Source organism: Actinocorallia sp. B10E7 (assembly GCF_039871655.1).
Lineage (GTDB): Bacteria > Actinomycetota > Actinomycetes > Streptosporangiales > Streptosporangiaceae > Actinocorallia.
In genome coordinates this window covers 63,210-84,300 of the sequence record NZ_JBDPLZ010000008.1, presented here as the reverse complement: position 1 = coordinate 84,300, position 21,091 = coordinate 63,210, and the positions used below count along the sequence as shown (strand labels likewise).

Sequence of the window (21,091 nt, the reverse complement as noted above, 5' to 3'; positions counted from 1 at the left end):
TTGGAGCGGCCCCCTGGTCCGGCGGGAGGCTATTCGGCGAAGCGGTAACCCATCCCCGGCTCGGTGATGAGGTACCGGGGACGAGGCGGATCCGGCTCCAGTTTGCGTCTGAGCTGAGCCATGTAGACGCGCAGATAATTGGTCTCGGTCTCGTAGGACGGTCCCCAGACCTCGCGCAGGAGCTGCCGCTGGCTGACCAGACGTCCCGGGTTGCGCACGAGGACCTCCAGCACGTGCCACTCGGTGGGAGTGAGCCGCACATCGGCCCCGTCCCTGGTCACGCGTTTGGCAGCCAGGTCCACGGTGAAATCCGCGGTGGTGACCACGGGCGCCGCCCAGGCGGGGACGGCCCGCCGGAGAGCGGCGCGTATCCTCGCCAGGAGTTCGTCCATTCCGAACGGCTTGGTGACGTAGTCGTCGGCACCAGCGTCCAGCGCGGTGACCTTCTCCGCGGCCGAGTGCCGGGCCGACAGGACGATGATCGGTACGTCGAGCCAGCCGCGCAGCCCGTGGATGACCTCGACGCCGTCCAGGTCGGGCAGACCCAGGTCGAGGACGACGAGGTCCGGGTGGTACCGGGCGGCCAGGTCCAGGGCCGTCCGGCCGTCGGGAGCGGCGTCCACCTGGTAGCCGCGGGCCTTGAGGTTGATGCGCAGCGTGCGGACGATCTGCGGCTCGTCGTCCACGACGAGGACCCGGGTCATCCCGCATCCCCCGTCGGGGCCACCGGAAGATCGAAGACCATGGTCAGGCCCCCGCCGGGCGTGTCCTCCGCGGTGAGGGATCCGCCCATGGCCTCGGTGAGACCGCGGGACACCGCGAGGCCGAGGCCGACGCCCATGCCCCTGGGCGCGTCACCGAACCGCTGGAACGGGACGAAGATGTGCTCCTTGTCGGCGTCGGGCACACCGGGGCCGCGGTCGATGATCCGCAGTTCCAGCCGGGCTCCCAGCTCGCTGGCGGAGATCCGCACCGGGGCCCGGCTGTGCTTCAGCGCGTTCTCCACCACGTTGGCGACCGCCCGCTCCAGCAGGCCGGGATCGGCGTCGGCCCATGGCAGGGTCTCGGGGACCTCCAGTTCGATCCGATCGTGGGGGAAGGAACGGATGGCCTTCAGCGTCACCTCGTCCAGCCCCATGGGCCTGCGGAGCAGCTGGACGGCGCCGGTCTGCAGCCGGGTCATGTCCAACAGGTTCGCCACCAGGCCGTTGAGCTGGTCTGCGGACTCCTCGATGGCGGCGAGCAGTTCCGCCTCGTCTTCGGGATCCCAGACGACGTCCTTGGAGCGCAGGCTGCTGACCGAGGCCTTGATCGAGGCCAGGGGAGTGCGCAGGTCGTGGGAGACGGCGGCGAGCAGCGCGAGCCGCACCCTGTCGGCCTCCTCCAGCTCCCGGGCGCGGGATGCCTCCTGAACCAGGCGCAGACGCTCCAGGGCGGCGGCGGCCTGGTAGGCGAAAGCCGACAGGACGCGCTGGTCGGAGGCGGGCAGGGTCTGGCCGCGCAGCGCGAGCACAAGGCCGTCATCGACCTTGACCTGCAGATCCGCCTCGTCCGGAGTCCGGCACGGCACTCCGGCGCACCCCGAGACCGTCCAGCCGTCCGGGCCCCTCTCCAGGAGGGAGACCCCGATCAGGCCGAACGTCTCCAGGACGCGCTGGAGCAGCGCGGGCAGGGTCGACTCGCCCTTCAGGACGCTGGTGGCCAGCAGGCTCAGCGTGGCGGCCTCCGCGCGTGATTCCGCGGCGGCCCGCCGGTTGCGCGCGGCCGAGTCGACCACGGCGGAGACGGCGCCCGCCACCAGGACCGACAGCAGCAGGGCCAGGACGTTCTCGCGGTCGGCGATGGTCAGGGTGTGGACCGGCGGGGTGAAGAACCAGTTCGCCAGCACGGAACCGGCGACGGCCGCGGCCATCGCCGGCCACAGCCCGCCGACCAGGGCCGCGCCCACCGCCACGCACAGGTAGAGCATGAGGTCGGAGGCCAGGGTGAAGCTCCCGCCGACCGCCTTCAGCAGCAGCGTCAGCAGGACCGGCCCGGCCACCGCCACCGCCCAGCCCGCCTCCCTGCGGCGCCGGCCCAGGGCGGAGGCCTTCGCGGCGCGCGGCCGCTTGCCCTTCTTGGACTCCTCATGGGTGACCATGTGCACGTCGATGTCGCCGGACAGGTCGGTGACGGTCCGGCCGACGCCGGGCCCGAAGACGTACTGCCAGTTCGGCCTGCGGCTGGTGCCGATCACGATCTGGGTCGCGTTGATCCCGCGGGAGAACTCCAGGAGCGCGGTCGGGACGTCGTCCCCGGCGACCTGGTGGTACGTGCCGCCGAGGCTCTCGACCAGGGCGCGCTGCCGGGCGAGGGCCTCCGGCGAGCCGCCGCTGAGGCCGTCGCCGCGGGCGATGTGCACGGCCACGAGGTCGCTGCGCCCGCTGCGGGCGGCGATGCGGGCCGCACGGCGGATCAGGGTGCCGCCCTCGGGACCCCCGGTGAGGGCCACGACGATCCGTTCCCGCGTCTCCCAGGTGCTCTCGATGCCCTGCTGCTCGCGGTAGCGGGCCAGTCCTTCGTCCACACGGTCGGCGACCCACAGCAGAGCCAGTTCGCGCAGCGCGGTGAGGTTGCCGACACGGAAGTAGCGGGACAGGGCGGCGTCGATCTTCTCGGCCGCGTAGATGTTGCCGTGGGCCATGCGGCGGCGCAGCGCGGCGGGCGACATGTCGACGAGCTCGATGTCGTCCGCGGCGCGCACCACCGAATCCGGAACGGTCTCGCGCTGCTCGATTCCGGTGATGTTCTGCACGACGTCGTTGAGCGACTCCAGATGCTGGACGTTCACCGTGGTCACGACGTTGACGCCCGCCTCGAGCAGCTCCTCGACGTCCTGCCAGCGCTTGGCGTTGCGGCTGCCCGGCACGTTGGTGTGAGCCAGTTCGTCCACCAGGGCCACCTCGGGCGCGCGCCGGAGGACGGCGTCGACGTCCATCTCGGTGAAGCGGGCGCCCCGGTACTCCATCTCCTTACGCGGGATGATCTCGAGATCGTCGATCAGCTCCCGCGTCCTCGGCCGGTCGTGGTGCTCCACGAACCCGATGACGACGTCGGAATCCCGTTGCCGACGGCGCCGCCCCTCGCTGAGCATGGCGTAGGTCTTGCCGACGCCGGGGGCGGCGCCCAGGTAGATGCGGAGTCTCCCTCTGCCGCTCATAACAGGTCAACTGTAGGTCCCGGCCGGCCGTGTCCTTCAAGGGACCCCGCGCCGGCCGGTACGAGCGCGTCCTACGGGGCGACGGGCGTGAAGCGGGCGGGCATGCGCTTCATCGCGGCGACGAAGGCCGAGGGGTTGCGTTCCGGCGCCGTGGCGGCGTCGACGACCTCGATGTCGGGCAGGCGGCGGAACAGCTCCTGGAACACCACCTTGATCTCCATGCGCGCGAGGTTGGCGCCCATGCAGTAGTGCGTGCCGTTCCCGAAGGCCAGGTGCGGGTTGGGGTGGCGGTCGATGCGGAACTCGTCCGGCTGCTCGAACACCGTCTCGTCCCGGTTGGCCGACTGGTACAGGAGCAGGAGGCGGTCTCCGGGCTGCAGCTCCACCCCGCCCAGGGTGACCGGCTTGACGACCGTCCTGGCGAAGTTCAGGACGGGGCTGGTCCAGCGGACGATCTCCTCCACGGCGCCGTCGATCAGCTCCGGGTTCCGGCTCAGGAGCTCCTTCTGCTCGGGGAAGAGGGTGAACGCGCGCAGCCCGCCCGCGATCGCGTTCCTGGTGGTCTCGTTCCCGGCGACCATCAGGAGCACGCAGAACATCAGGAGTTCCTGGTCGCTGAGCTCCTCCATGCTGCTGAGCCCGTCGATCTGGGCCTTCATGTGCTCGTCGTAGTCGAGTTCGCCCTCGTCGAAGGCCGTGGTCAGCACCGACAGCAGGTCGTCCTGGGGCTCCTGCCGGCGCTGCTCGATCACCTTCGAGACCAGGGTGGTGTACTGCTCGAACGCCTCCGCGGCCCGGATGATCGCGGGGCTCTCCAGGTCGGTCTGGCCCTCGCCGCCCATCATCGCCTCGGACCACTCGTACAGCTCGTCGACCAGCGCGGGGTCCAGGCCGAGCAGTTCGGCGATGACGATGAGCGGCACGTGCCTGGCCAGGTCCCTGACGAAGTCGATCTCTCCCGACCCCTCGACCTCGTCGATGACGCTGTTGGTCAGCTCGCGGACGTGCTCGGTGAGCTGCTTGACCTGGCGGGGCGTGAACCCGCGGGACAGGATGCGGCGCTGCCGCGCGTGCTCGGGGTCGTCCATCGCGACGATGGACAGGGGGACCACGTCGACCGGCCGGACCCCCTGGGCGGCGCTGAAGTACTCCTGGTTGCGGGAGACCTCCATGACGTCGGCGTGCCGGGACACCGCGTACATGCCCGTGCCGGCGTCGAACCAGACGGGGTGCTCGTTGCGGAGCCAGGCGTAGAACCCCCAGGGTTCGTCGTACAGCGCCGGGTCGGTCAGCGACTGCGTTTCGTACGAGGACACGGACGTCATCGGCGGGCTCCCATCCGGATCGCAGGAGAGGCGGAACGTCCCTGCGGCTGTCACACACCATACGAATTCTGGATGATGTATGACAAGACTCGAGTCTCATCTGTGCAACCCGAGCTTCGGCTGACAAACTGGACCCCATGGCAGGCAGAGGATGGAAGGGACGGCCCCCGCGCACCGAGCAGGAGGCCCGCGAGCGCATCCTGGAGGCCGCCAACCGCTGCCTGGACCGCTACGGCGTCGCCAAGACGGGCCTGTCCGACGTGGCGGCGGAGCTGGGCGTGACCCGTCAGACGGTCTACCGGCACTTCCCCAGCACCACCGACCTCCTGCTGGCGAGCGCCACGGCGGCGGCCGAACCCTTCATCGAGCGCGTCGCCGAGCACTGCAGGTCCTTCAGCGACCCGAAGGAGATCGTCGTCGCGTCCATCGTCTACGTGCTGGAGCACCTGCCGAAGGACCCCCGGCTCTCCCCCCTGCTGGCCGTGGAACGAGCGGACCTCTTCACCGTCGGGGTCACCTCCCCGACCGCGATCGAGTTCGGCCGCACCATGCTGCTGCGCTTCCCCATCGACTGGACCTCGATGGGCTACAGCGAGCAGGACATCGGTGAACTCGCCGAGTACCTGCTCCGCATCATCCAGTCCCTGGTGATCGACCCGGGCAGCCCTCCGCGCTCGGGCGAGGAGCTCACCCGCTACCTCACCCGGTGGGTCGCCCCCTCCATCGGTTAGGACGACGGCGGTGCGGCGGGCCCCGTCCCGCCGCAGGCCGCCGGTCATGTACCGGTACCGGGTCGGCTTCAGAAGCGGATGACCCCGCGGAGGATGGTGCCGTTGCGCATGTCCTCGTAGCCCTGGTTGACCTCTTCCAGGGTGTACTCCTTGGTGATCATCTCGTCGAGCTTGAGCTGGCCCGTCTTGTAGAGCTCCAGCAGGCGGGGGATCTCGTGGTGGGCGTTGGAGGAGCCGTACAGCGAGCCGCGGATCTGCTTCTCCAGCATGGTGAGCATGAAGAGGTTGCCGCTCATGTCGGCGTTCGCGAAGTTGGCGACGGCGGTGACGACGACCTTGCCGCGCTTGGTGACCAGGTCCAGGGCCGGGGAGATGTAGGCGCTCTCGGCCCGGTCGGTGGTGATGATGAAGGAGTCGGCCATGTTGCCGCGGGTCAGCTCGACGACCAGGGGCCCGGCCTCCTCGACGCTGGCCGCGACGTGGGTGGCGCCCAGCTCCAGGGCCTTGGTGCGCTTGAACTCCACCGGGTCGATGGCGATGATGTGGCGCGCCCCGGCGATGCGGGCGCCCTGGACGGCGCTGGCGCCGATGCCTCCGATGCCCTGCACCACGACGGTCTCGCCCGCCCTGACCTCGGCGGTCCGCACGGCGCTGCCGTAACCGGTGGGCACGCCGCAGCCGATCAGGGCGGCCTTGTCCAGCGGGGTGCCGTTGTCGACCTTGACCACCGAGGCGATCGGGACGACCGTGTACTCGGCGAAGGCGCCCAGCAGGGACATCTGCCCGATGCCCTGGCCGCGGGCGTGGAAGCGGTAAGTGCCGTCCAGCTGCGGGCCGTTGATGAGGTGCGCGCCCAGGTCGCACAGGTTCTGCATGCCCCGCGCGCAGTACGAGCAGCGGCCGCAGGAGGGGATGAAGCTGAAGACGATCGAGTCGCCCTCGGCGACCTCGGTCACGCCGGGGCCGGTCTGGACGATGACGCCGGCGCCCTCGTGGCCGCCGATGACCGGGAGGGGCATCGGAATGTCACCGGTGACGAGGTGGTCGTCGGAGTGGCACAGGCCGGTGGCGACGAGCTTGACCAGGACCTCGCCCTCCTTGGGCGGGTCGAGCTCGACCTCCTCGATCTGCCACTTCTCGTTCTGTCCCCACAGGATCGCGGCCTTGGTCTTCATCGTGTTCGTCCTCTCTGGGGTGTGTCGCATCTGGTGATGTGCCGGGCATCAGCGGTGGGCGGTGGTGGGCTCACGGCGCTGGACGCGGAACATCCCTGCGGCTGTCACACACCATACGAATTTCGGATGATGTATGACAAGACTCGAGTCTCATCTGTGCGATCCGGTCCGCGGTAGGCAAGTGGAACACACGGCTGAACGGGAGGGAAGAGGCCGACGGGCTTCCCTCCCGTTCAGCCCCGCGCGAAGAACTCGAGCAGTTCGGGGACGAGGGCGCGGGGCGAGACGTTGTGGGTCTCCGCGTCCAGGACGCGGTGGGCGGCGCCGGGGACGGCCTTGGCGAGCGCGACGCCGGCGTTGCGCATCCAGGCCGGGCTGGCGCCGCCGTTCAGGACGAGAACGGGCGTGTTGAGCGAGGCGGCGGTCCGGGTCGGCAGGGCGTTTCCCGGGCCCATCACCTCGGCCTCGTAGGCGAGGGTGTGGGCGAGGCCCTCGATCGCGGCCCAGGAGGGGTCGGCGCGCAGCGCGGCCACGGCGGACGCGGGGACCTCCGCCGCCCGGGTCATGAACAGCTCGACCGCTTCGGCGCGCCGTCCCGTCGCGGCCAGGTCCGCAAGGCGGGCGGCCAGGTCGCGGGGCAGGGACGGCGCGGTCGGGTCGACGTGGTAGGGCGGCTCCCACAGGGCCAGCCGGGTGACGGCCGCGGTCCGGGCGGCCGCGGTGAGGGCCAGGGCCGCGCCGGAGGAGCCGCCGAACACCATCGCCGAGCCGCCCGCCGCGGCGATGACCGCGGTCAGGTCCTCGACCTCCCGCTGGACGGCGTAGGGACGGGTGTCCCCGCTCGCCCCGCGGCCGCGGCGGTCGTAGTTGACCACCGTGAACCACGGGGCCAAGGCGGCGGCCACGTGGGCGAAGGTGGGGTGGGACCGGTCGGTGAACGCGCCGTGGACCAGGACCAGGGCAGGCCCGGTCCCGCAGCGGTCGAACACGATCGTCGTTCCGTCGGCCGAGGTGACCGTGCCGGTGAGGACCGCGGTCATCTCAGCCGGCAAGGCACAGCGCCGACCAGTGGTGGCCGTCGAGGTCGGTGAAGCCGCGCTGGTAGCGTCCGCCCGCCGTCACCGCCTCGCCCACGGCCGTCCCGCCCGCGGCGAGCGCCTTGTCGACCAGTTCGTCGACCTGCTCGGGGTCGTCCAGGCCGAGCACCAGGATCGCCTGGGTGGTCTTGGCCGGGTCGGCGACCTCGTTGCGGGCGTAGCCGGCGAACGTGGGCTCGGTCAGCAGCATGACCTGAGTGCGCTCGCTCATCACCACGGAGGCCATGTCGTCGGTCATGCCGAAGAACTCGAAGCCGAGCGCGGCGAAGAACTTCAGGGAGGCCTTGAGGTCCTTGACGGGCAGGTTCACGAACAGGGTGGTGGACATATCCGGTGTCTTCCTTTCCTCGGGCCGTCATCGGCCTTGTGGTCGTGAGTCTGCCGGTCGGCCGGGCGGCCCGGCTTGCACACCGGTGACGTGCGGTTGACGATCCGCGTCCGTCTCAGAAGGCGGAAAGCAGGCTGGTCCTGCGGTACTCGGCCGGAGGCATGCCGTAGGCCTGCCGGAACAGCCGGCTGAAGTGCGCCGGGTCCGGCAGCCCCCAGCGTGCGGCGATGGCGCTGACCGGCTGGTCGAACAGGACCGGGTCGCAAAGGTCCCGGCGGCACCGCTCGAGCCGCCGCTGCCGGATCCACGCGGCCACCGTCGTGTCCTGGGAGGCGAACAGGCGGTGCAGGTAGCGCAGCGAGACGTGGTGGGCGGACGCGATCGTCGCCGGGCTCAGGTCGGCGTCGCCCAGATGCCGCTCGACGAAGGCGTGGACGTGGCGCAGCAGCACGTCGGCGCGGGTCTCCGGGGCCAGCGCCGCGGTCTGGGAGGCGCGTTCGGCGAGCGTCGTGGTCAGCAGGTCCATCACTACGGTGGACAGCCGGGCGGCGCTGGCGGGCTGGTAGGTCTCGACGTCCTCGGCCACCCGGCGCAGCAGCGGGACGGTCAGCGCCGCCGTCCCGGCGTCCCCGCGGATCGGGACGGCGGTCAGCCGGGAGGCCGCGTCCGACGGGACGGCCAGCAGCGCGCGGGGGAAGCTGAACACCGCCAGTTCCACGGCCGAGTCGTAGGCCAGCTCGTAAGGCCGGGCGAAGTCGTAGATCGTCATGTCGCCGTCGCGCAGCCGCGCCGACCGGCCGTCCTGGGTGAGGCGGGCGGTTCCGGAGACGGCCATGACCACCCGGTACAGCTCGGGCGCGTCCCGCCGGATCAGGCCGGGCGTGCGGAGCACGGTGTGCGGCGTCGAGGTCAGGATCCGGCCGACGCCCAGCGGCCCCAGCTGCGCGGCCTCGATCTGCCCGTGCAGTGGCGCGTCGGGATCGATCCGCACGTCCAGCGGCCCCAACGTGTCGCACACGATGCTCAGCCACGCCTCGGCCCGCTCGGTCGCGGGCACGTCCCGGGCCCGGATGAGAACGGCCATCCAGCCTCCCAGCAGATCCGCGCCCATCGTAGATCACCGGCGGATCGTGCGACACCCGAGCGGTCCGGCGCCCACCCGCCTGGGTGCCGCGGACGGCACGCCGACCGCTGATCTCGCGTCTTCTCCGGCCGTGTCCTGCCACCCGAGGGCTGGACGAACGCGCTGAGCGAGAAGGCCCCGGTCGTGGAGGGGCGGGAGCGTGTCAGCCGACGATGGGGCGCTCTTCGGGCAACGCGTAGTGGCGGGCGCGTTCGCGTAGCGCCAAGGCGGAGAACAGAGTGAGGGGTCCGACGCGTCCGATGAACATCAGAGAGATGATGATGATCTGGCCGGCCCAGGGCAGGTCGGCGGTGATGCCGGTGGACAGGCCGACGGTGGCGAACGCCGAGATCACCTCGAACAGGATCTCATCCAGCGTATGCGGCATCAGTATCAGCAGCGTGAGCGTGCCGACCATGATGAGGCCCACGCTCAGCAGCGCGATGGCCAGAGCCTGGCGCTGCACCGGGCCGGCCAGGCGGCGGTGGCCGACGTTCACCTGGCTCTCGCCGCGCAACTCGGCCCAGATCACGAAAGCCAGTATCCCGAAGGTGGTGACCTTGATGCCGCCGGCGGTGCCGCCGCTGCCGCCGCCGATGAACATCAGCAGATCGGTGGTCAGCCAGCTTTCCGAGCGCATCTGGGCGATGTCGATGCTGTTGAACCCCGCGGTACGCGGCATCACCGCGGTGAAGAACCCCGCCAGGATCCTGGCCGGCTCCGGCAGAGAGCCCAATGTCGCGGGGTTGTCCCACTCGACGACGGTGAAGACGAACGTGCCCGCCGCCAGCAGGACGGCGCTGGCGGCGAGGGTGACGCGGGTCAGCACCGACCAGGTGCCGGGCCGCCGCCAGGAGCGGGCCAGTTCGAACACCACGGGGAAGCCCAACCCGCCCACGATGACCGCCACCGCGATCGGCAGGCATATCCACGGGTCGGTGACGAACCGTGACAAGTTATCGGGCCATAGTCCGAACCCCGCGTTGTTGAACGCCGAGACCGCGTGGAACACCCCGAGATAGGCGGCCCGCCCGCCCGGCTCGCCGTGGCCGAGCGCGAACCTCAGCGCCAACACCACCGCCAGGACCGTCTCACAGGCCAGGCTGAAGATCACGATGTCGCGCACGACGCGGCGCACGTCGACGGCGCGTAGGGTCTTGGTCTCCATCTGGGCCAGCAGTCTGGTCCGCAACCCCAGTTGTTGCGACACCAGGAGCGCGAACAGCGTCGCCAGCGTCATGATCCCCAGCCCGCCGACCTGGATCAGCCCCATGATGACGATCTCGCCGAACAGCGACCACTGGGTCCCGGTGTCGACCACCACCAAACCGGTCACGCACACCGCCGAGGTGGCGGTGAACAACGCCGTCAGCGCTCCCGCCGAGGCGCCGGATTCGCCGGCCACCGGCAGTGACAACAACCCCGTGCCGACCAGCACGGCTGCGGCGAAACCACCGACGATCGCCTGCCCCGGGTGGCGAAACAACCCGGTCAGTCCCTGTCCCCTGCTCGTTCCGCGCACAGCCCCCGCCCACCGACCTCACCGGTCTACATCAAAGCAGGCCGAACATCCTGCCGGTCCGGTGGGCCGAGCACGGCGACGGCGGGAAGGCGCAGAGCATGCCGCCCGTCACCGGTGCTCTCCGTCGCCGGGGTCCGTGCGGGCCAGCCGGTCGCGGACCTTGCCGTACCAGACGGGGGTCTCGTGTTCGTCGTCGAACCAGCGGGCCACCACGATGTCGGTCGAGGAGTGCGCCAGGATCGACAGGGCGATGGTGACGGCGACGAGCGCGAAGATCGGCTGGGCTTCGACGATGCCGGACTCCAGGACGAGCAGGCCGTAGACGACGGAGGCGAAGCCCTTGGGGCCGAACCACATGACCGCGGCCTGCTCGCGGCCCGTCAGGCCCGATCGCAGGAACGACGCCCAGATCGCCACGGGCCTGGCGACCACGAGAGCGATGATCGCGAAGGCCCAGCCGGCCCAGCCGATCGAGCCCAGCAGCTGCGGGGTGACGAGGGCGCCGAACAGCAGGAGCGCGGCGAGCTTGAACAGCTCGGCGATCAGTTCGCCGAAGTGCTCGAACGACTCGCGCTGGCGTTCTCCGAAGGTCGCCACCGTGATGCCGGCGGCGAACGCGGCGAGGAACAGGTTGCCGTGGGTGGCCTTGCCCAGGGCCAGCACCAGCAGGCCGATCGCCACGGCGTTGAGCGGCTCGTAGGCGGTGGAGGCGGCGAAGAAGCGGGTGCGCTCCAGCATGATCGCCGCCCACGGGACCGCGACGCCGATGACGATGCCGAGTAGCAGTTCCGTGCCGAGCTCGCCCAGGTGCAGGTCGGAGCTGCCGGCCGCCACCGCCAGGAACACCACGACGAACGGCAGCGCGAGCCCGTCGTTGACGCCGGATTCGACGTTCAGCAGCTGCCGCAGCCGGGGCGGGACCTTGTCGTTGCCGACCAGCGCGGCGGCGAACACCGGGTCGGTCGGGGCCAGGACCGCGCCGATCAGCAGCGATTCGGCCCAGCCGAGCCCCACCAGCCAGTGGGCCGCGGCCGCGGTGATGAGCAGTGTCAGCGGCAGACCCCAGCCCAGCGCCCGGCCGGGCAGCCGCCACGCGGTGCGCAGGTCGCTCCAGCCCACCCGCATCCCGTCGCTGAACAGCACCGCGAACAACGCCAGCTCCGCCAGCGTCGACACGACGTCGTCCCCGGGTGCGACCGGCACCAGTCCGGTGACGCCGTCCCCGAGCAGGAAGCCTGCGGCCAGGAACACCACGGCCGTGGACAGGACCGTGCGATGGGCCAGGCTCGACAGGAGCACGGCGAGGAGGAGGACGGCGGAGAACGCCAGCAGCAGCGCCATCGGGGGCCTTTCGGGATCGCTTGAATCGGACCTTGCCGACCAGACTTCCCGGCGCACCAGCGCGAATCGTAACGGCCCGCCTCCTCGTCCCGCCAGTCCGGGTGGTCTTCGACGGCGACGGCGGCCTCGACTCTGCGCACCGCCGCTCGGATGCTGCTCGGCGACGCCCCTGTGCGCACCGCACGGCGGGTGCTGGGCCACCTGGTGAGCTCCCGCGTGCGCCGGGCCGTCCGGTGAGTCCGCAGGGCACGGGGCCTCGGCTCAGCTCGTCGGGCTGAGCCAGCGGATTCCCTCGTCCAGGAAGGGGACCTCGGCTTCGAGCTGGCACAGGACCCCGATGGCGACGCCGAGCGCCCGCTGGGCCTGGACGAGGTTCGGAGGGAAGGCCAGGCTGAGGCCGACGGACATCGAGGCGGTGAGTCCGCCCAAGGTGTCGCGCAGATAGGCGGCGTCGAACCTGAAGACGTCGGTGTGCACCGGGGCGCCGGTCCGGGCGAAGAGGGCCTTCAGCCGTTCGGCGTCCACGCGTACGTCCGAGGGGAGGAACTCCAGCTCGCGCAGGACGCGCAGCAGGTCTTCGGAGTCCTCCGCGAGGTGGATGCGCATCCACTTCTCGAGGGGGCTCTCGGTGCCGGGCGGGTGATGGTGGACGGCGCCGAAGTCCAGGACGCCCAGGCGGCCGTCGTCGTACAGGCGGAAGTTCCCGGGGTGGGGGTCGCCGTGCATGAGGCCGCAGCGGGGGACGCCGGAGAACATGAGGCGGGTGAGCAGCAGGCCGGCGCGGTCGCGTTCCGCCTGGCCGCCCGACGAGATGATCTGAGCCAGCGGCGTACCGCCGATCCACTCGGAGACCAGGACCCGGCCGTCCTGCAGGACGACTTCGGGGATGTGGAAGTCCGGATCGTCGGCGAAGGCGGAGCGGAAGGTGCTCTGCGCCCACGCCTCGTGCGCGTAGTCGAGCTCTTCGGCGATCCGGTCCATCAGTTCGACGGCCAGCGTCCTGCCGTCGAGTTCGGGGGCCACGAGCGAGGTGAACCAGCGCATCGCGAAGACGAGCAGGTCGCGGTCGCCGAGCAGCTGCTCCCGGGCGTCGGGGTACTGCAGTTTGACCGCGACGGGGCGGCCGTCGCGCCACACGGCCCGATGCACCTGGCCGAGCGAGGCGGCCGCGGCGGCCTCGAACTCGAAGGAGGCGAAGAGGTCCTGCCAGTCGGGGCCGACGTCCTGCTCCATCACGCGATGGACCATGTCGAGGCCCTCGGGCCGGGCCGCCTCCTGCAGGCGTGCCAGCCGCTCCCGGTAGACGGCGGAGATCGAAGGCGGCAGCACGGCCTCGTACACCGAGAGGACCTGGCCGAACTTCATCACCCCGCCCTTGAGGCCGCCCAGGATCTCGAACAGCTGGTCGGCGGTCTGCTCGTGCAGCTCCAACGCGGACTCGTCGGTCAGCCTGCCGAGGACCTTCAGCCCGCCCGCGAGCCCGGCCCGGCGGGCGATGCCCAGCGGGAGCGCCGACATCCGCACCATCCGGTTCAGCGCCTGGAATCTCATGACGTCAGTGTGGGCGGCGGACGGGCGTCGCCGCATCGGCCGCCGGTCGTCCGTGCCGCTGCCACCGTGGTGCGATGCGATCAGACCACGGTCCGATGACGGCGCGGTCATGAGATGCCTAGGATCTAGCCGTGGAACGGATTCACGCCGTTTTCCTGAAGGGCGCCCCTCCGCGACCTCTGCTGCGGTTCATCTCCCTGGTGGGGGTGGCATGGGCGGTTCTGGCCGTTGCCCTCTCGCCCCTTCCCGTCGCCCGGACCGCGCTCATCACCGGGTTCATCCTGGTGTGGGTCCTGCAGGCGGCGCGTCCGTGGCGGCCTCCGGCCGGGTCGGTGCCGTTCCTCGCGCTCGCGGCCCTGATGCCGCTCCTCCTGGCTCCGACGGCCGTCGGCGATTCCGGCGGGTTCCGTCCTTTCCCGTTCGCCGAAGGCAGCTACGCGGACGGTGCCCTGGCGGTGGCCGCGGCACCCGTCTGGATCCACCTGGTCGTCCTGGGCGGAGGCCGCGACCTGGCCTGGTGCGTGCCGGTGACGCTCGCGCTCGCCCCGGCCCGGCACCTGCTCACCGGGGACTTCCCCCTCTGGCCGGCCTGGCTCCTGTGGGGTGTCGGGTTCCTCCTGCTCGGCTCGGTCTTCAGGGTCCACGGCATGCTCTACGAGGCGCGCCTGCGGCTCGATCGCGAGGCCGTCGCCGAGGAACGCCGGAAGATCGCCCGTGAGGTCCACGACCTGGTCGGGCACGGGCTGGGCGCGGCGCTGCTGAACATCGGCGCGGCCCGGCTCGCCGCCTCCCGGGGCGACACCCGGGCGGCGATCGAAGCACTGGAGGAGGCGGAACGAGCCGGCCGGCAGAGCGTGCGCGACGTCCATCGCGGGCTGGTCCTGCTGCGCGACCCCGCTCGGGCGGACGACACGATGGACAGGGCGCTTCCGACGGCCGAGGACATCGGTGGACTCGTCCGTGAACTCCGCTCCGGCGGCCTCGCCGTCGACCTGACCACGCGCGGTGACCTGGACGCCGTCGACCCCGTGACCGGACTCGCGATCTTCCGTGTCGTGCAGGAGGCGTTGTCCAACACCGTGCGGCACGCGCCCGGTGCGGCCGCGTCCGTCACCGTGGACGTCGGGGAGCGGTTCGCCCGCGTGACCGTCGCCGATCAGGGCCCCACGGCCGCCGGGGGACGCTCGGCGGGCGTCGGCCTGGGCCTGGTCGGCATGCGGGAACGGGTCGCGGCGCTCGGCGGCACCCTGCGGGCCGAGCCGGAGGGCTCGGGCTGGACGGTCCGAGCGACGATCCCCGTGGGGAGGGCCGCCAGATGACGAGGTTGCTGCTCGTGGACGACCAGCAGCTCGTGCGCTCCGGGCTCATCCGGATCTTCGACGGCGAACCCGACCTCGAAGTCGTGGGGGAGTGCGCCGACGGAGACGAGGTCGAGCGGGCCGTCGTGCGGGACCGTCCCGACGTCGTGCTCATGGACGTGCGCATGAAGCGCATGGACGGCGCCGAGGCGACCCGGCTGCTGCGCCTTCGGCCGGAGGCGCCCGCGGTGCTGGTCCTCACGATGTTCGACGACCCGGACGTCGTCGCCGCCGCCCTCACGGCCGGCGCGGCCGGCTTCATCCTCAAGGACGCGCCGGGTGAGGAGATCATCCAGGCGACGCGGGCGGTGGCCGCGGGGAGGGGCTGGCTGGATCCCGTCGTGGTGCCGCAGATCTTCGACGCCTACCGCTCGGACCCGCGCCAGAGGCGGACGACGGATACGGCCCCGGCCGCCGGATTGTCGCAGCGGGAACGCGAAGTGTTGTCCCTGATCGGCGCCGGCGCCACCAACACGGAGATAGCGGCCCGCCTGAACATCGCCGAAGGAACCGTGAAGACCCACATCGGCCGCATCTTCACCAAGCTCGACCTCAGAGACCGGGCCGCAGCCGTCATCTTCGCCCTCCGCCACGGCCTCACCGACTGACAGCGACAGCACCAACGACGACTACGATCGGCGATCGGGTGCAAGGTGGCAGACTTCCCTGCATGACCGGATCGGATCCCAAGGCGGACCTTCAGCGTTATCTGCAGGTCGGGCGTGACGCCCTGTTGTGGAAGATGGAGGGGCTCTCGGACTACGACATTCGTCGCCCGGTGACGCCGACCGGCACCAATCTGCTGGGACTGGTCAAGCATGTGGCCAGCATGGAGTTGATCTACTTCGGTGACACCTTCGGTCGGCCGTCCGGCGAAGTCATGCCCTGGTTCGCCGAGGGCGCCGAGCTCAACGCGGACATGTGGGCGACCGCCGACGAGTCACGCGACCAGATCACCGAGTTGTATCGCCGGGCGTGGACGCACTCCGATGCCACGATCGACGCGCTGGCGCTGGACGCGATCGGCCGGGTGCCGCACTGGTCGGCCGGGAAGAGCGAGGTGACGCTGCACCGGATCCTGGTGCACATGATCGCTGAGACCGACCGTCACGCCGGTCACGCCGACATCGTCCGGGAACTGATCGACGGGGCTGTGGGGGTGCGGGCCGGCAACGACAACATGGCGTCTGGCGACAAGGCCTGGTGGGAGGACTATCGGGATCGGCTCGAGCGCGTGGCGCGGGAAGCCGGCCGGGACCGAGCTTGACTTGATCATGAGTTGTCCCGAGGGGCCGCCGCGCGATGCGGTGAGGGAGACGAAGGCGCCGCTGGTGCTGAGCTGCTCGGGTGCCGGCCCGGCAGGGGCGTCGGAGAGGCGTTCTGCAAGCGACGAACTCGATGCTCAGAACGTCAGGCCCGGTCGTCCGTGTCGTTCTCGCCCGGCTCGGCCGCGGCCCGCCGCCGGTCGAGGATCACGGCGCCGGCGATGACGATGACGATGGCCAGGGCCGGGATGAACAGGGCGATGGCCTCGGTCGCGCTGTGGTCCGCCAGAATCATGCGCCCGACCTTAGGGGTAGTGGACGGTTTTGTCAGCGGTGACCTGCGAACCGTGGACCGACCTGTCCGGTACCGTGCCTGTCTCTCGGGCACGGTGTCGGCTGTTCTCGGCCGGAAGGTGGCGTATGAGTGTTCGTGGTGGCCTGCTCGTCGTGGGCCGGATGGGCGGGGCGGCTCTACTGGCCGCGGTCCTGGTCGCCGTGGTACCCGCGGCGGCTTACGCGCACGGGGTCAGCGGGACCGGTGAGAGCGTGCGGTCGTTCTTCTGGTCGGGGCTCTTCCACATGCTGGGCGGATGGGACCACCTGCTGTTCGTGGCCGGTGTGGTGCTGCTGGCCGGGACGGTGCGGCGCTCCGCGCAGATGATCTCCTTGTTCGCCCTCGGCCACAGCACCACGCTGATCGTGGCCACGCTGGCCGAATGGCGGCTCGACCCGCTCCTGGTGGACGTGGTCATCGTGTTGAGCCTGGTGTTCGTCGGCGTGGTCGGCCTGATCGGCCGACCGCGGGACTGGCGCTGGTTCGCGGCCTGCGTGGTCGGGTTCGGGCTGGTCCATGGTCTGGGCCTGTCGACGCGTCTGCAGGAGGCGGGTCTGCCGGAAGGCGTCTGGGACCGGCTGGCCCGCACGATCGTCTTCAACATCGGGGTGGAGGTCGGGCAGCTGCTGGCCCTGGGGCTGATGGTGTGGGTCGGCAGCGCGTGGAGCCGCCGTGTGCCCTGGGCCCACACCCGCAAGGCCGCGCACGGCGTCCTGGCCGCGATCGGGCTGGTCACCGCGGTGCTCTTGTCCTTCGGCGTCCTGGACGCCACCGAGGAGGAGGAAGAGCTCACCGCCTTCGGCGGCTGCCAGGTCCGGATCCGCACCGAGACCTATCCCGGTGCCGGGGAGCGCCCCGCGAAGGACTTCTACGAGCCGTCGCAGACCGTCCCGATGGAGGGCTTCGGCCGCATGCTCAGCGAGCATCTCGTCGTGGTGCACTACCGTCCGGATCTGCCGGCCGACCAACTGGCGGCGTTGCGCGCCTTCGTCACCGGCGATGAGCGGGTGGTGGCCGGGCCGGCCCCGGGGCAGCGTGAGGCGTTCAAGGCCGTCAACCTCTTCCAGACACTGCTGTGCGACGACTTCGACCTGGAGACGGCGCGCAGGTTCACCGACGACTGGCTGCCCGAGGCTCCCGAAGAAGGCCAATGACCGCATGCTCGGCGGGTACCGCTCGGCGGGTACCGCTCACACGGCACCCGCCGAGATCAAGCGTGCGGGCTCATGCCGCGGCCCGGACGGGTGCCGGTGCGAGCCGTCCTCTGCGCTCCATGGAGCTGAGAGCGACGGCCGACAGCAGTCCCAAGGCCAGCAGGAGAAGCCAGGGCAGGCCGGGTGCCCGCAGGCGGCGCGCGGCGTCCAACGCGGTGCCGGTGAGCAGGTTGGCGGCCAGGATGCCCAGTCCTGACAGCAGGTTGTAGACGCCGTAGTAGGTGCCGATCAGGCGGCCTCCGGACAGGGTGGCGATGGTGGCCATCTCGAAGGGGAAGACCATCATCGTCCCCGCGCTCAGCAGCGCCGCGCAGACCAGCAGGGCACCGATCTGAAGAACGCCGCCGGGCAGTCCGTCGACGAGGATCAAGGGCGTGAACGAGGCGCCCATGAGGGCCAGGCCCCGGGCCATGGCCCGGCCCGGGGTGTAGCGGGCCTTGCACCAGGCGGTGAGACGGATCTGGCCGGCGATGCCCAGCAGGGCGGTGATGGAGAACAGCGCGACCGTCCAGCCCTGGTCTCCGGTCAGGCGGCGCACCTCCAGCGGCAGCCCGAGGTAGATCTGGAACGACAGGGCGTAGGAGGCGATCATCGCGGCGGCGAAGAGCAGGAACGGCCGGTTGGTGAAGGCCTCGCGCCAGTCGGTCAGCACGGGCCGGTCCGTTCCGCTCTCCGCCCCGGACCGCGCGGGCAGGTAGCGGGCCTGCAGCACGGTCAGGAGCGCGAACACCGCCGCGGCGCTCAGGCACACCGCACGGAAGTCGGCTTGCAGCAGCAGGAGCCCGACGAGCGGTCCGGCCAGGATGCCGGCCTGGTAGAAGACGTTGAAGACGGCGAACGCCTCCACCCTGCGGGCGGCTTCGGCGTGGGCGAGGTAGGCGCGGGCCGCCGGGTTGAACAGGGCTCCGGCGAATCCGGTGAGCGCGGAGGCCGCGATCAGGGCGGGCACGGCGGTGGAGAAGGCGAACAGGCCGAAGCCGAGCACGCGCAGGCCGCAGCCGAGCATGATCATGGGTTTGTATCCGAGCCGGTCGGCGAGCGTGCCGCCGATGAGGAACAGGCCCTGCTGGCTGAAGTTGCGCACTCCCAGGATGAGGCCGACCAGCCAGACGGCCAGCCCGGCTCCGTTGGCCAGATGGTCGGCCAGGTACGGCATGAGCATGTAGAAGCCGAGGTTGATCCCGGCCTGGTTGACGAACAGCACCTGGGCCGGGCGGCTGAAGGAGGCGAGCGTGCTCTTCATCGCGTCCCCTCCGCGGCCCGGGGCAGCCAGGTGAGCGGATCGGCCGGAGTGCGGCAGAAGGTCCAGCGGGTCACCTCATGTTCGCCGGGGTGGGTGATTTCTTCAGGTGCGGTCGGGGCAGGCGTCCCCAGAAGACCGTTGTCGAGGCAGTAGTCGTCGTCGTAGACGGTGCTCCAGTACCGCCAGGGCCCATCGGGGAAGACGGCGGCGACGCGGGAGCCCGCGGGCATGCGGGAGGCGGCCCAGGAGGCCACCAGTGCCACGGCGCCCACACTCCAGCCTCCACTGATCAGCTGCGCGCCGGCCAGGCGGCGGCAGGCCCACACCGCTTCGGCCGGGCCGACCCAGTGCACCTCGTCGAACAGGTCGTAGGCGACGTTGCGGGGGTAGATGCTGGAGCCCAGCCCGCGCATCAGACGAGGGCGGGCCGGTTGCCCGAACAGAGTGGAACCGACCGAGTCCACCCCGACCAACCGCAGGTCGGGCAGGTACCGGCGCAGGGTTCGGCCGATGCCGGCGCTGTGCCCGCCGGTGCCCACCGCGCACACCAGGACGTCGATCCGGCGAAGCTGCTCCAGCAACTCCTCGGCCAGACCGGTGTAAGCGCCGACGTTGTCGGGATTGTTGTACTGGTCGGGGCAGTAGGCGCCGGGCAGCGCGGCCAGCAGCTCGGCCACCTTCCGCTGGCGGGCCTCCTGCCAACCGCCTGCGGGATGGGGTTCGGTGACCAGCTCCAGCCGCACTCCGTAGGCGCACAGCAGGCGCCGCAGCACCGGCTCCAGACCCGGGTCGCCCACCAGCACCACCGGGTGGGCGAACACATGGCCCGCCAGCGCCAGCCCCAGACCCAGGGTGCCGCTGGTCGACTCCACGATCGGCGCGCCGTCCGCCAGCTCTCCTCTCTCCCGGGCGCGGGTGACCATGTGAAGGGCGGGACGGTCCTTGATCCCGCCCGGGTTGCACCCCTCCAGCTTGGCCCAGAATCCCCGCTCCCCGGTGAGCAGGTCCGGGATCCGCAGCACTGGAGTGCGGCCTACCAGGCCCGACAGTCTCGGGCCGTTCTCATTGCCGCCGAGCGGTGCGGTCAGCGGGCTCACTGCGTTCTTCGTCGTCTCCATCACGGGCTCCCCCGAGGCACGGCTGAATACGCGCCGCGCGGCGGCACGTTGAATTCAGCGGAACGAAAAGTCGGCTTACGGGCACGCGCGGACGCCCGGCGGGAAGACCGCCGTCGCGGAGCACGCGCCAAGGGGCCGATTTACGTCCGGGAGACGCACAGACAGGCGGGAAGCATGGCTCCCCGCAGGTGATGGCGGATCCAGTAGCCCACGGGCAGATCATCCGCCGGTGGAGACCCGCGTCCGCCGTCGGCTGTTTCGCGGCCTGCCCACGACCGCAGGAGCAAGACCGCGGCGGCCATCATCGCGATCATCATGCCGAGCACCGAAGCGGTGCCGCCCTCCAGCCACCCCAGCGCACCGACGTCCGCGCATGAAGCGTGATGGTGCTCCTCGTGGTGATGCTCCTCCTCGTACATCATCGGGACGCCACGGAATTCCGCCAGGTCGAACTCGCAGCTCGAAGCCGCATCGCTGTTCTCGAGGTGGGCGGGCACGGACACGTCATGACCGCCGCTCTCGCCCACGGTGGACTCGTGCAGTCCGGGCAGGCAGGACACCATGTGCACGATGACGAACGCCGCCAGCAGAGCCAGACCGAGGCGCCCAAAGAGATCAACCCCTTGGGTGACGTGTCGACTACTGGCAGTCATGATTCGAGGTTAACAGGCATGATCGCGTGCATGCGGACCGGTCGGCATCGAGGGGGTCGGCACCTCGGCCCGGTTGTCCTATGTGCGCATATGCGCAATCCGCCTGGCTACGATGTCCGCATGGGCAGAAGCGGTGGTATGGCAGATGCGCATGGCTCGCAACAGGGCAGGGGAGGGGAGCGGCTGGAGGTGGCCGCCTCGGTCCTGGCCCTGCTGGCCGACCGCACCCGTCTGGCCCTGATGGAGCGGCTCGGCCGGGGTGAGGCCGATGTCGCCACTTTGACGGAGGCCGCGGGTGCGAGCCGGACGTCGGTGAGCCAGCACCTGGCCAAGCTGCGCCTGGCCGGTCTCGTCACCACGCGCAAGGACGGCCGCCACGTGGTCTACTCGCTGCGCCACGGTCATCTGCGCCGCCTGGTCGACGAGGCGCTGAACGTGGCCGACCACCAGATCGGCCTCCTGCCGCCCCACGACTGAGCCCTCTTTCCCCGGCCCGGGTCGTGCCCGCAGCATC

General features: G+C 70.8%; 20 protein-coding genes. 6 read left to right on the top strand and 14 right to left on the bottom strand.

Features of this window, described 5'->3' with window-relative positions; all coding sequences use genetic code 11:
* Positions 1-29: 29 nt before the first annotated feature.
* The 3 genes from ABGB12_RS25800 to ABGB12_RS25790 form a co-directional block, all read right to left on the bottom strand.
* Positions 30-704 carry a response regulator gene (locus ABGB12_RS25800; protein WP_347682040.1) on the bottom strand — a complete coding sequence of 225 codons (675 nt, stop codon included), beginning with the start codon at positions 702-704 and terminating at the stop codon, positions 30-32.
* The gene (locus tag ABGB12_RS25795) at positions 701-3,199 is read right to left on the bottom strand and encodes a DUF4118 domain-containing protein (RefSeq protein ID WP_347682039.1); all 2,499 of its coding nucleotides are present in this window, start codon (positions 3,197-3,199) and stop codon (positions 701-703) included. The genes ABGB12_RS25800 and ABGB12_RS25795 overlap by 4 nt, the downstream gene beginning before the upstream one ends.
* Positions 3,200-3,270: 71 nt before the next feature.
* On the bottom strand, positions 3,271-4,524 hold the full coding sequence (locus ABGB12_RS25790) for a cytochrome P450 (protein ID WP_347682038.1): 1,254 nt from the start codon (positions 4,522-4,524) through the stop codon (positions 3,271-3,273).
* A gap of 137 nt (positions 4,525-4,661) precedes the next feature.
* Between ABGB12_RS25790 and ABGB12_RS25785 the strand changes: the two genes are divergently transcribed.
* The gene (locus ABGB12_RS25785; RefSeq protein ID WP_347682037.1) at positions 4,662-5,255 is read left to right on the top strand and encodes a TetR/AcrR family transcriptional regulator; all 594 of its coding nucleotides are present in this window, start codon (positions 4,662-4,664) and stop codon (positions 5,253-5,255) included.
* 68 nt (positions 5,256-5,323) lie between these two features.
* Here ABGB12_RS25785 and ABGB12_RS25780 read toward each other — a convergent pair whose 3' ends face one another.
* The 7 genes from ABGB12_RS25780 to ABGB12_RS25750 form a co-directional block, all read right to left on the bottom strand.
* On the bottom strand, positions 5,324-6,430 hold the full coding sequence (locus ABGB12_RS25780) for an NDMA-dependent alcohol dehydrogenase (RefSeq protein WP_347682036.1): 1,107 nt from the start codon (positions 6,428-6,430) through the stop codon (positions 5,324-5,326).
* A 233-nt stretch (positions 6,431-6,663) separates the two neighbouring features.
* Positions 6,664-7,470: an alpha/beta fold hydrolase gene (locus ABGB12_RS25775; protein WP_347682035.1), complete on the bottom strand. Its 807-nt coding sequence runs from the start codon at positions 7,468-7,470 to the stop codon at positions 6,664-6,666.
* A 1-nt stretch (position 7,471) separates the two neighbouring features.
* Positions 7,472-7,855, bottom strand: a complete 384-nt coding sequence (locus tag ABGB12_RS25770; RefSeq protein ID WP_347682034.1) for a VOC family protein — start codon at positions 7,853-7,855, stop codon at positions 7,472-7,474.
* Positions 7,856-7,970: 115 nt separating this feature from the next.
* Positions 7,971-8,939: a helix-turn-helix domain-containing protein gene (locus tag ABGB12_RS25765; RefSeq protein ID WP_347682033.1), complete on the bottom strand. Its 969-nt coding sequence runs from the start codon at positions 8,937-8,939 to the stop codon at positions 7,971-7,973.
* Between the two features lie 202 nt (positions 8,940-9,141).
* On the bottom strand, positions 9,142-10,464 hold the full coding sequence (locus ABGB12_RS25760) for a potassium transporter TrkG (RefSeq protein WP_347682032.1): 1,323 nt from the start codon (positions 10,462-10,464) through the stop codon (positions 9,142-9,144).
* Between the two features lie 144 nt (positions 10,465-10,608).
* Complete coding sequence (locus tag ABGB12_RS25755) at positions 10,609-11,841, bottom strand: cation:proton antiporter (protein WP_347682031.1); 1,233 nt, start codon at positions 11,839-11,841, stop codon at positions 10,609-10,611.
* Between the two features lie 261 nt (positions 11,842-12,102).
* Positions 12,103-13,392 (bottom strand): AarF/UbiB family protein, encoded by a 1,290-nt coding sequence (locus ABGB12_RS25750; protein ID WP_347682030.1) that lies wholly within the window; start codon positions 13,390-13,392, stop codon positions 12,103-12,105.
* A 131-nt stretch (positions 13,393-13,523) separates the two neighbouring features.
* Here ABGB12_RS25750 and ABGB12_RS25745 point away from each other — a divergent pair, with 131 nt between their 5' ends.
* From ABGB12_RS25745 to ABGB12_RS25735, 3 genes are all read left to right on the top strand, one after another.
* Positions 13,524-14,711, top strand: a complete 1,188-nt coding sequence (locus ABGB12_RS25745) for a histidine kinase (RefSeq protein ID WP_347682029.1) — start codon at positions 13,524-13,526, stop codon at positions 14,709-14,711.
* Positions 14,708-15,358, top strand: coding sequence for a response regulator transcription factor (locus ABGB12_RS25740; protein WP_347682028.1), 651 nt, complete (start codon positions 14,708-14,710; stop codon positions 15,356-15,358). The genes ABGB12_RS25745 and ABGB12_RS25740 overlap by 4 nt, the downstream gene beginning before the upstream one ends.
* Before the next feature lie 62 nt (positions 15,359-15,420).
* Positions 15,421-16,017 (top strand): DinB family protein, encoded by a 597-nt coding sequence (locus ABGB12_RS25735; protein ID WP_347682027.1) that lies wholly within the window; start codon positions 15,421-15,423, stop codon positions 16,015-16,017.
* Positions 16,018-16,160: 143 nt separating this feature from the next.
* On the opposite strand, the gene ABGB12_RS25730 is transcribed toward ABGB12_RS25735, so the two are convergent.
* Positions 16,161-16,310, bottom strand: a complete 150-nt coding sequence (locus ABGB12_RS25730; protein ID WP_347682026.1) for a hypothetical protein — start codon at positions 16,308-16,310, stop codon at positions 16,161-16,163.
* Positions 16,311-16,435: 125 nt separating this feature from the next.
* On the opposite strand from ABGB12_RS25730, the gene ABGB12_RS25725 reads away from it, so the two are divergent.
* Entirely contained in the window at positions 16,436-17,503 is a 1,068-nt protein-coding gene (locus ABGB12_RS25725; RefSeq protein WP_347682025.1) for a HupE/UreJ family protein, read from the top strand.
* A gap of 70 nt (positions 17,504-17,573) precedes the next feature.
* On the opposite strand, the gene ABGB12_RS25720 is transcribed toward ABGB12_RS25725, so the two are convergent.
* From ABGB12_RS25720 to ABGB12_RS25710, 3 genes are all read right to left on the bottom strand, one after another.
* Entirely contained in the window at positions 17,574-18,806 is a 1,233-nt protein-coding gene (locus tag ABGB12_RS25720; RefSeq protein ID WP_347682024.1) for an MFS transporter, read from the bottom strand.
* On the bottom strand, positions 18,803-19,924 hold the full coding sequence (locus ABGB12_RS25715; RefSeq protein WP_347682023.1) for a PLP-dependent cysteine synthase family protein: 1,122 nt from the start codon (positions 19,922-19,924) through the stop codon (positions 18,803-18,805). The genes ABGB12_RS25720 and ABGB12_RS25715 overlap by 4 nt, the downstream gene beginning before the upstream one ends.
* A gap of 140 nt (positions 19,925-20,064) precedes the next feature.
* A complete protein-coding gene (locus tag ABGB12_RS25710) occupies positions 20,065-20,577 on the bottom strand; it encodes a hypothetical protein (protein ID WP_347682022.1) in 513 nt (170 codons plus the stop codon).
* A 138-nt stretch (positions 20,578-20,715) separates the two neighbouring features.
* On the opposite strand from ABGB12_RS25710, the gene ABGB12_RS25705 reads away from it, so the two are divergent.
* Positions 20,716-21,054 carry a metalloregulator ArsR/SmtB family transcription factor gene (locus ABGB12_RS25705; protein ID WP_347682021.1) on the top strand — a complete coding sequence of 113 codons (339 nt, stop codon included), beginning with the start codon at positions 20,716-20,718 and terminating at the stop codon, positions 21,052-21,054.
* The last annotated feature ends 37 nt before the right edge of the window (positions 21,055-21,091 follow it).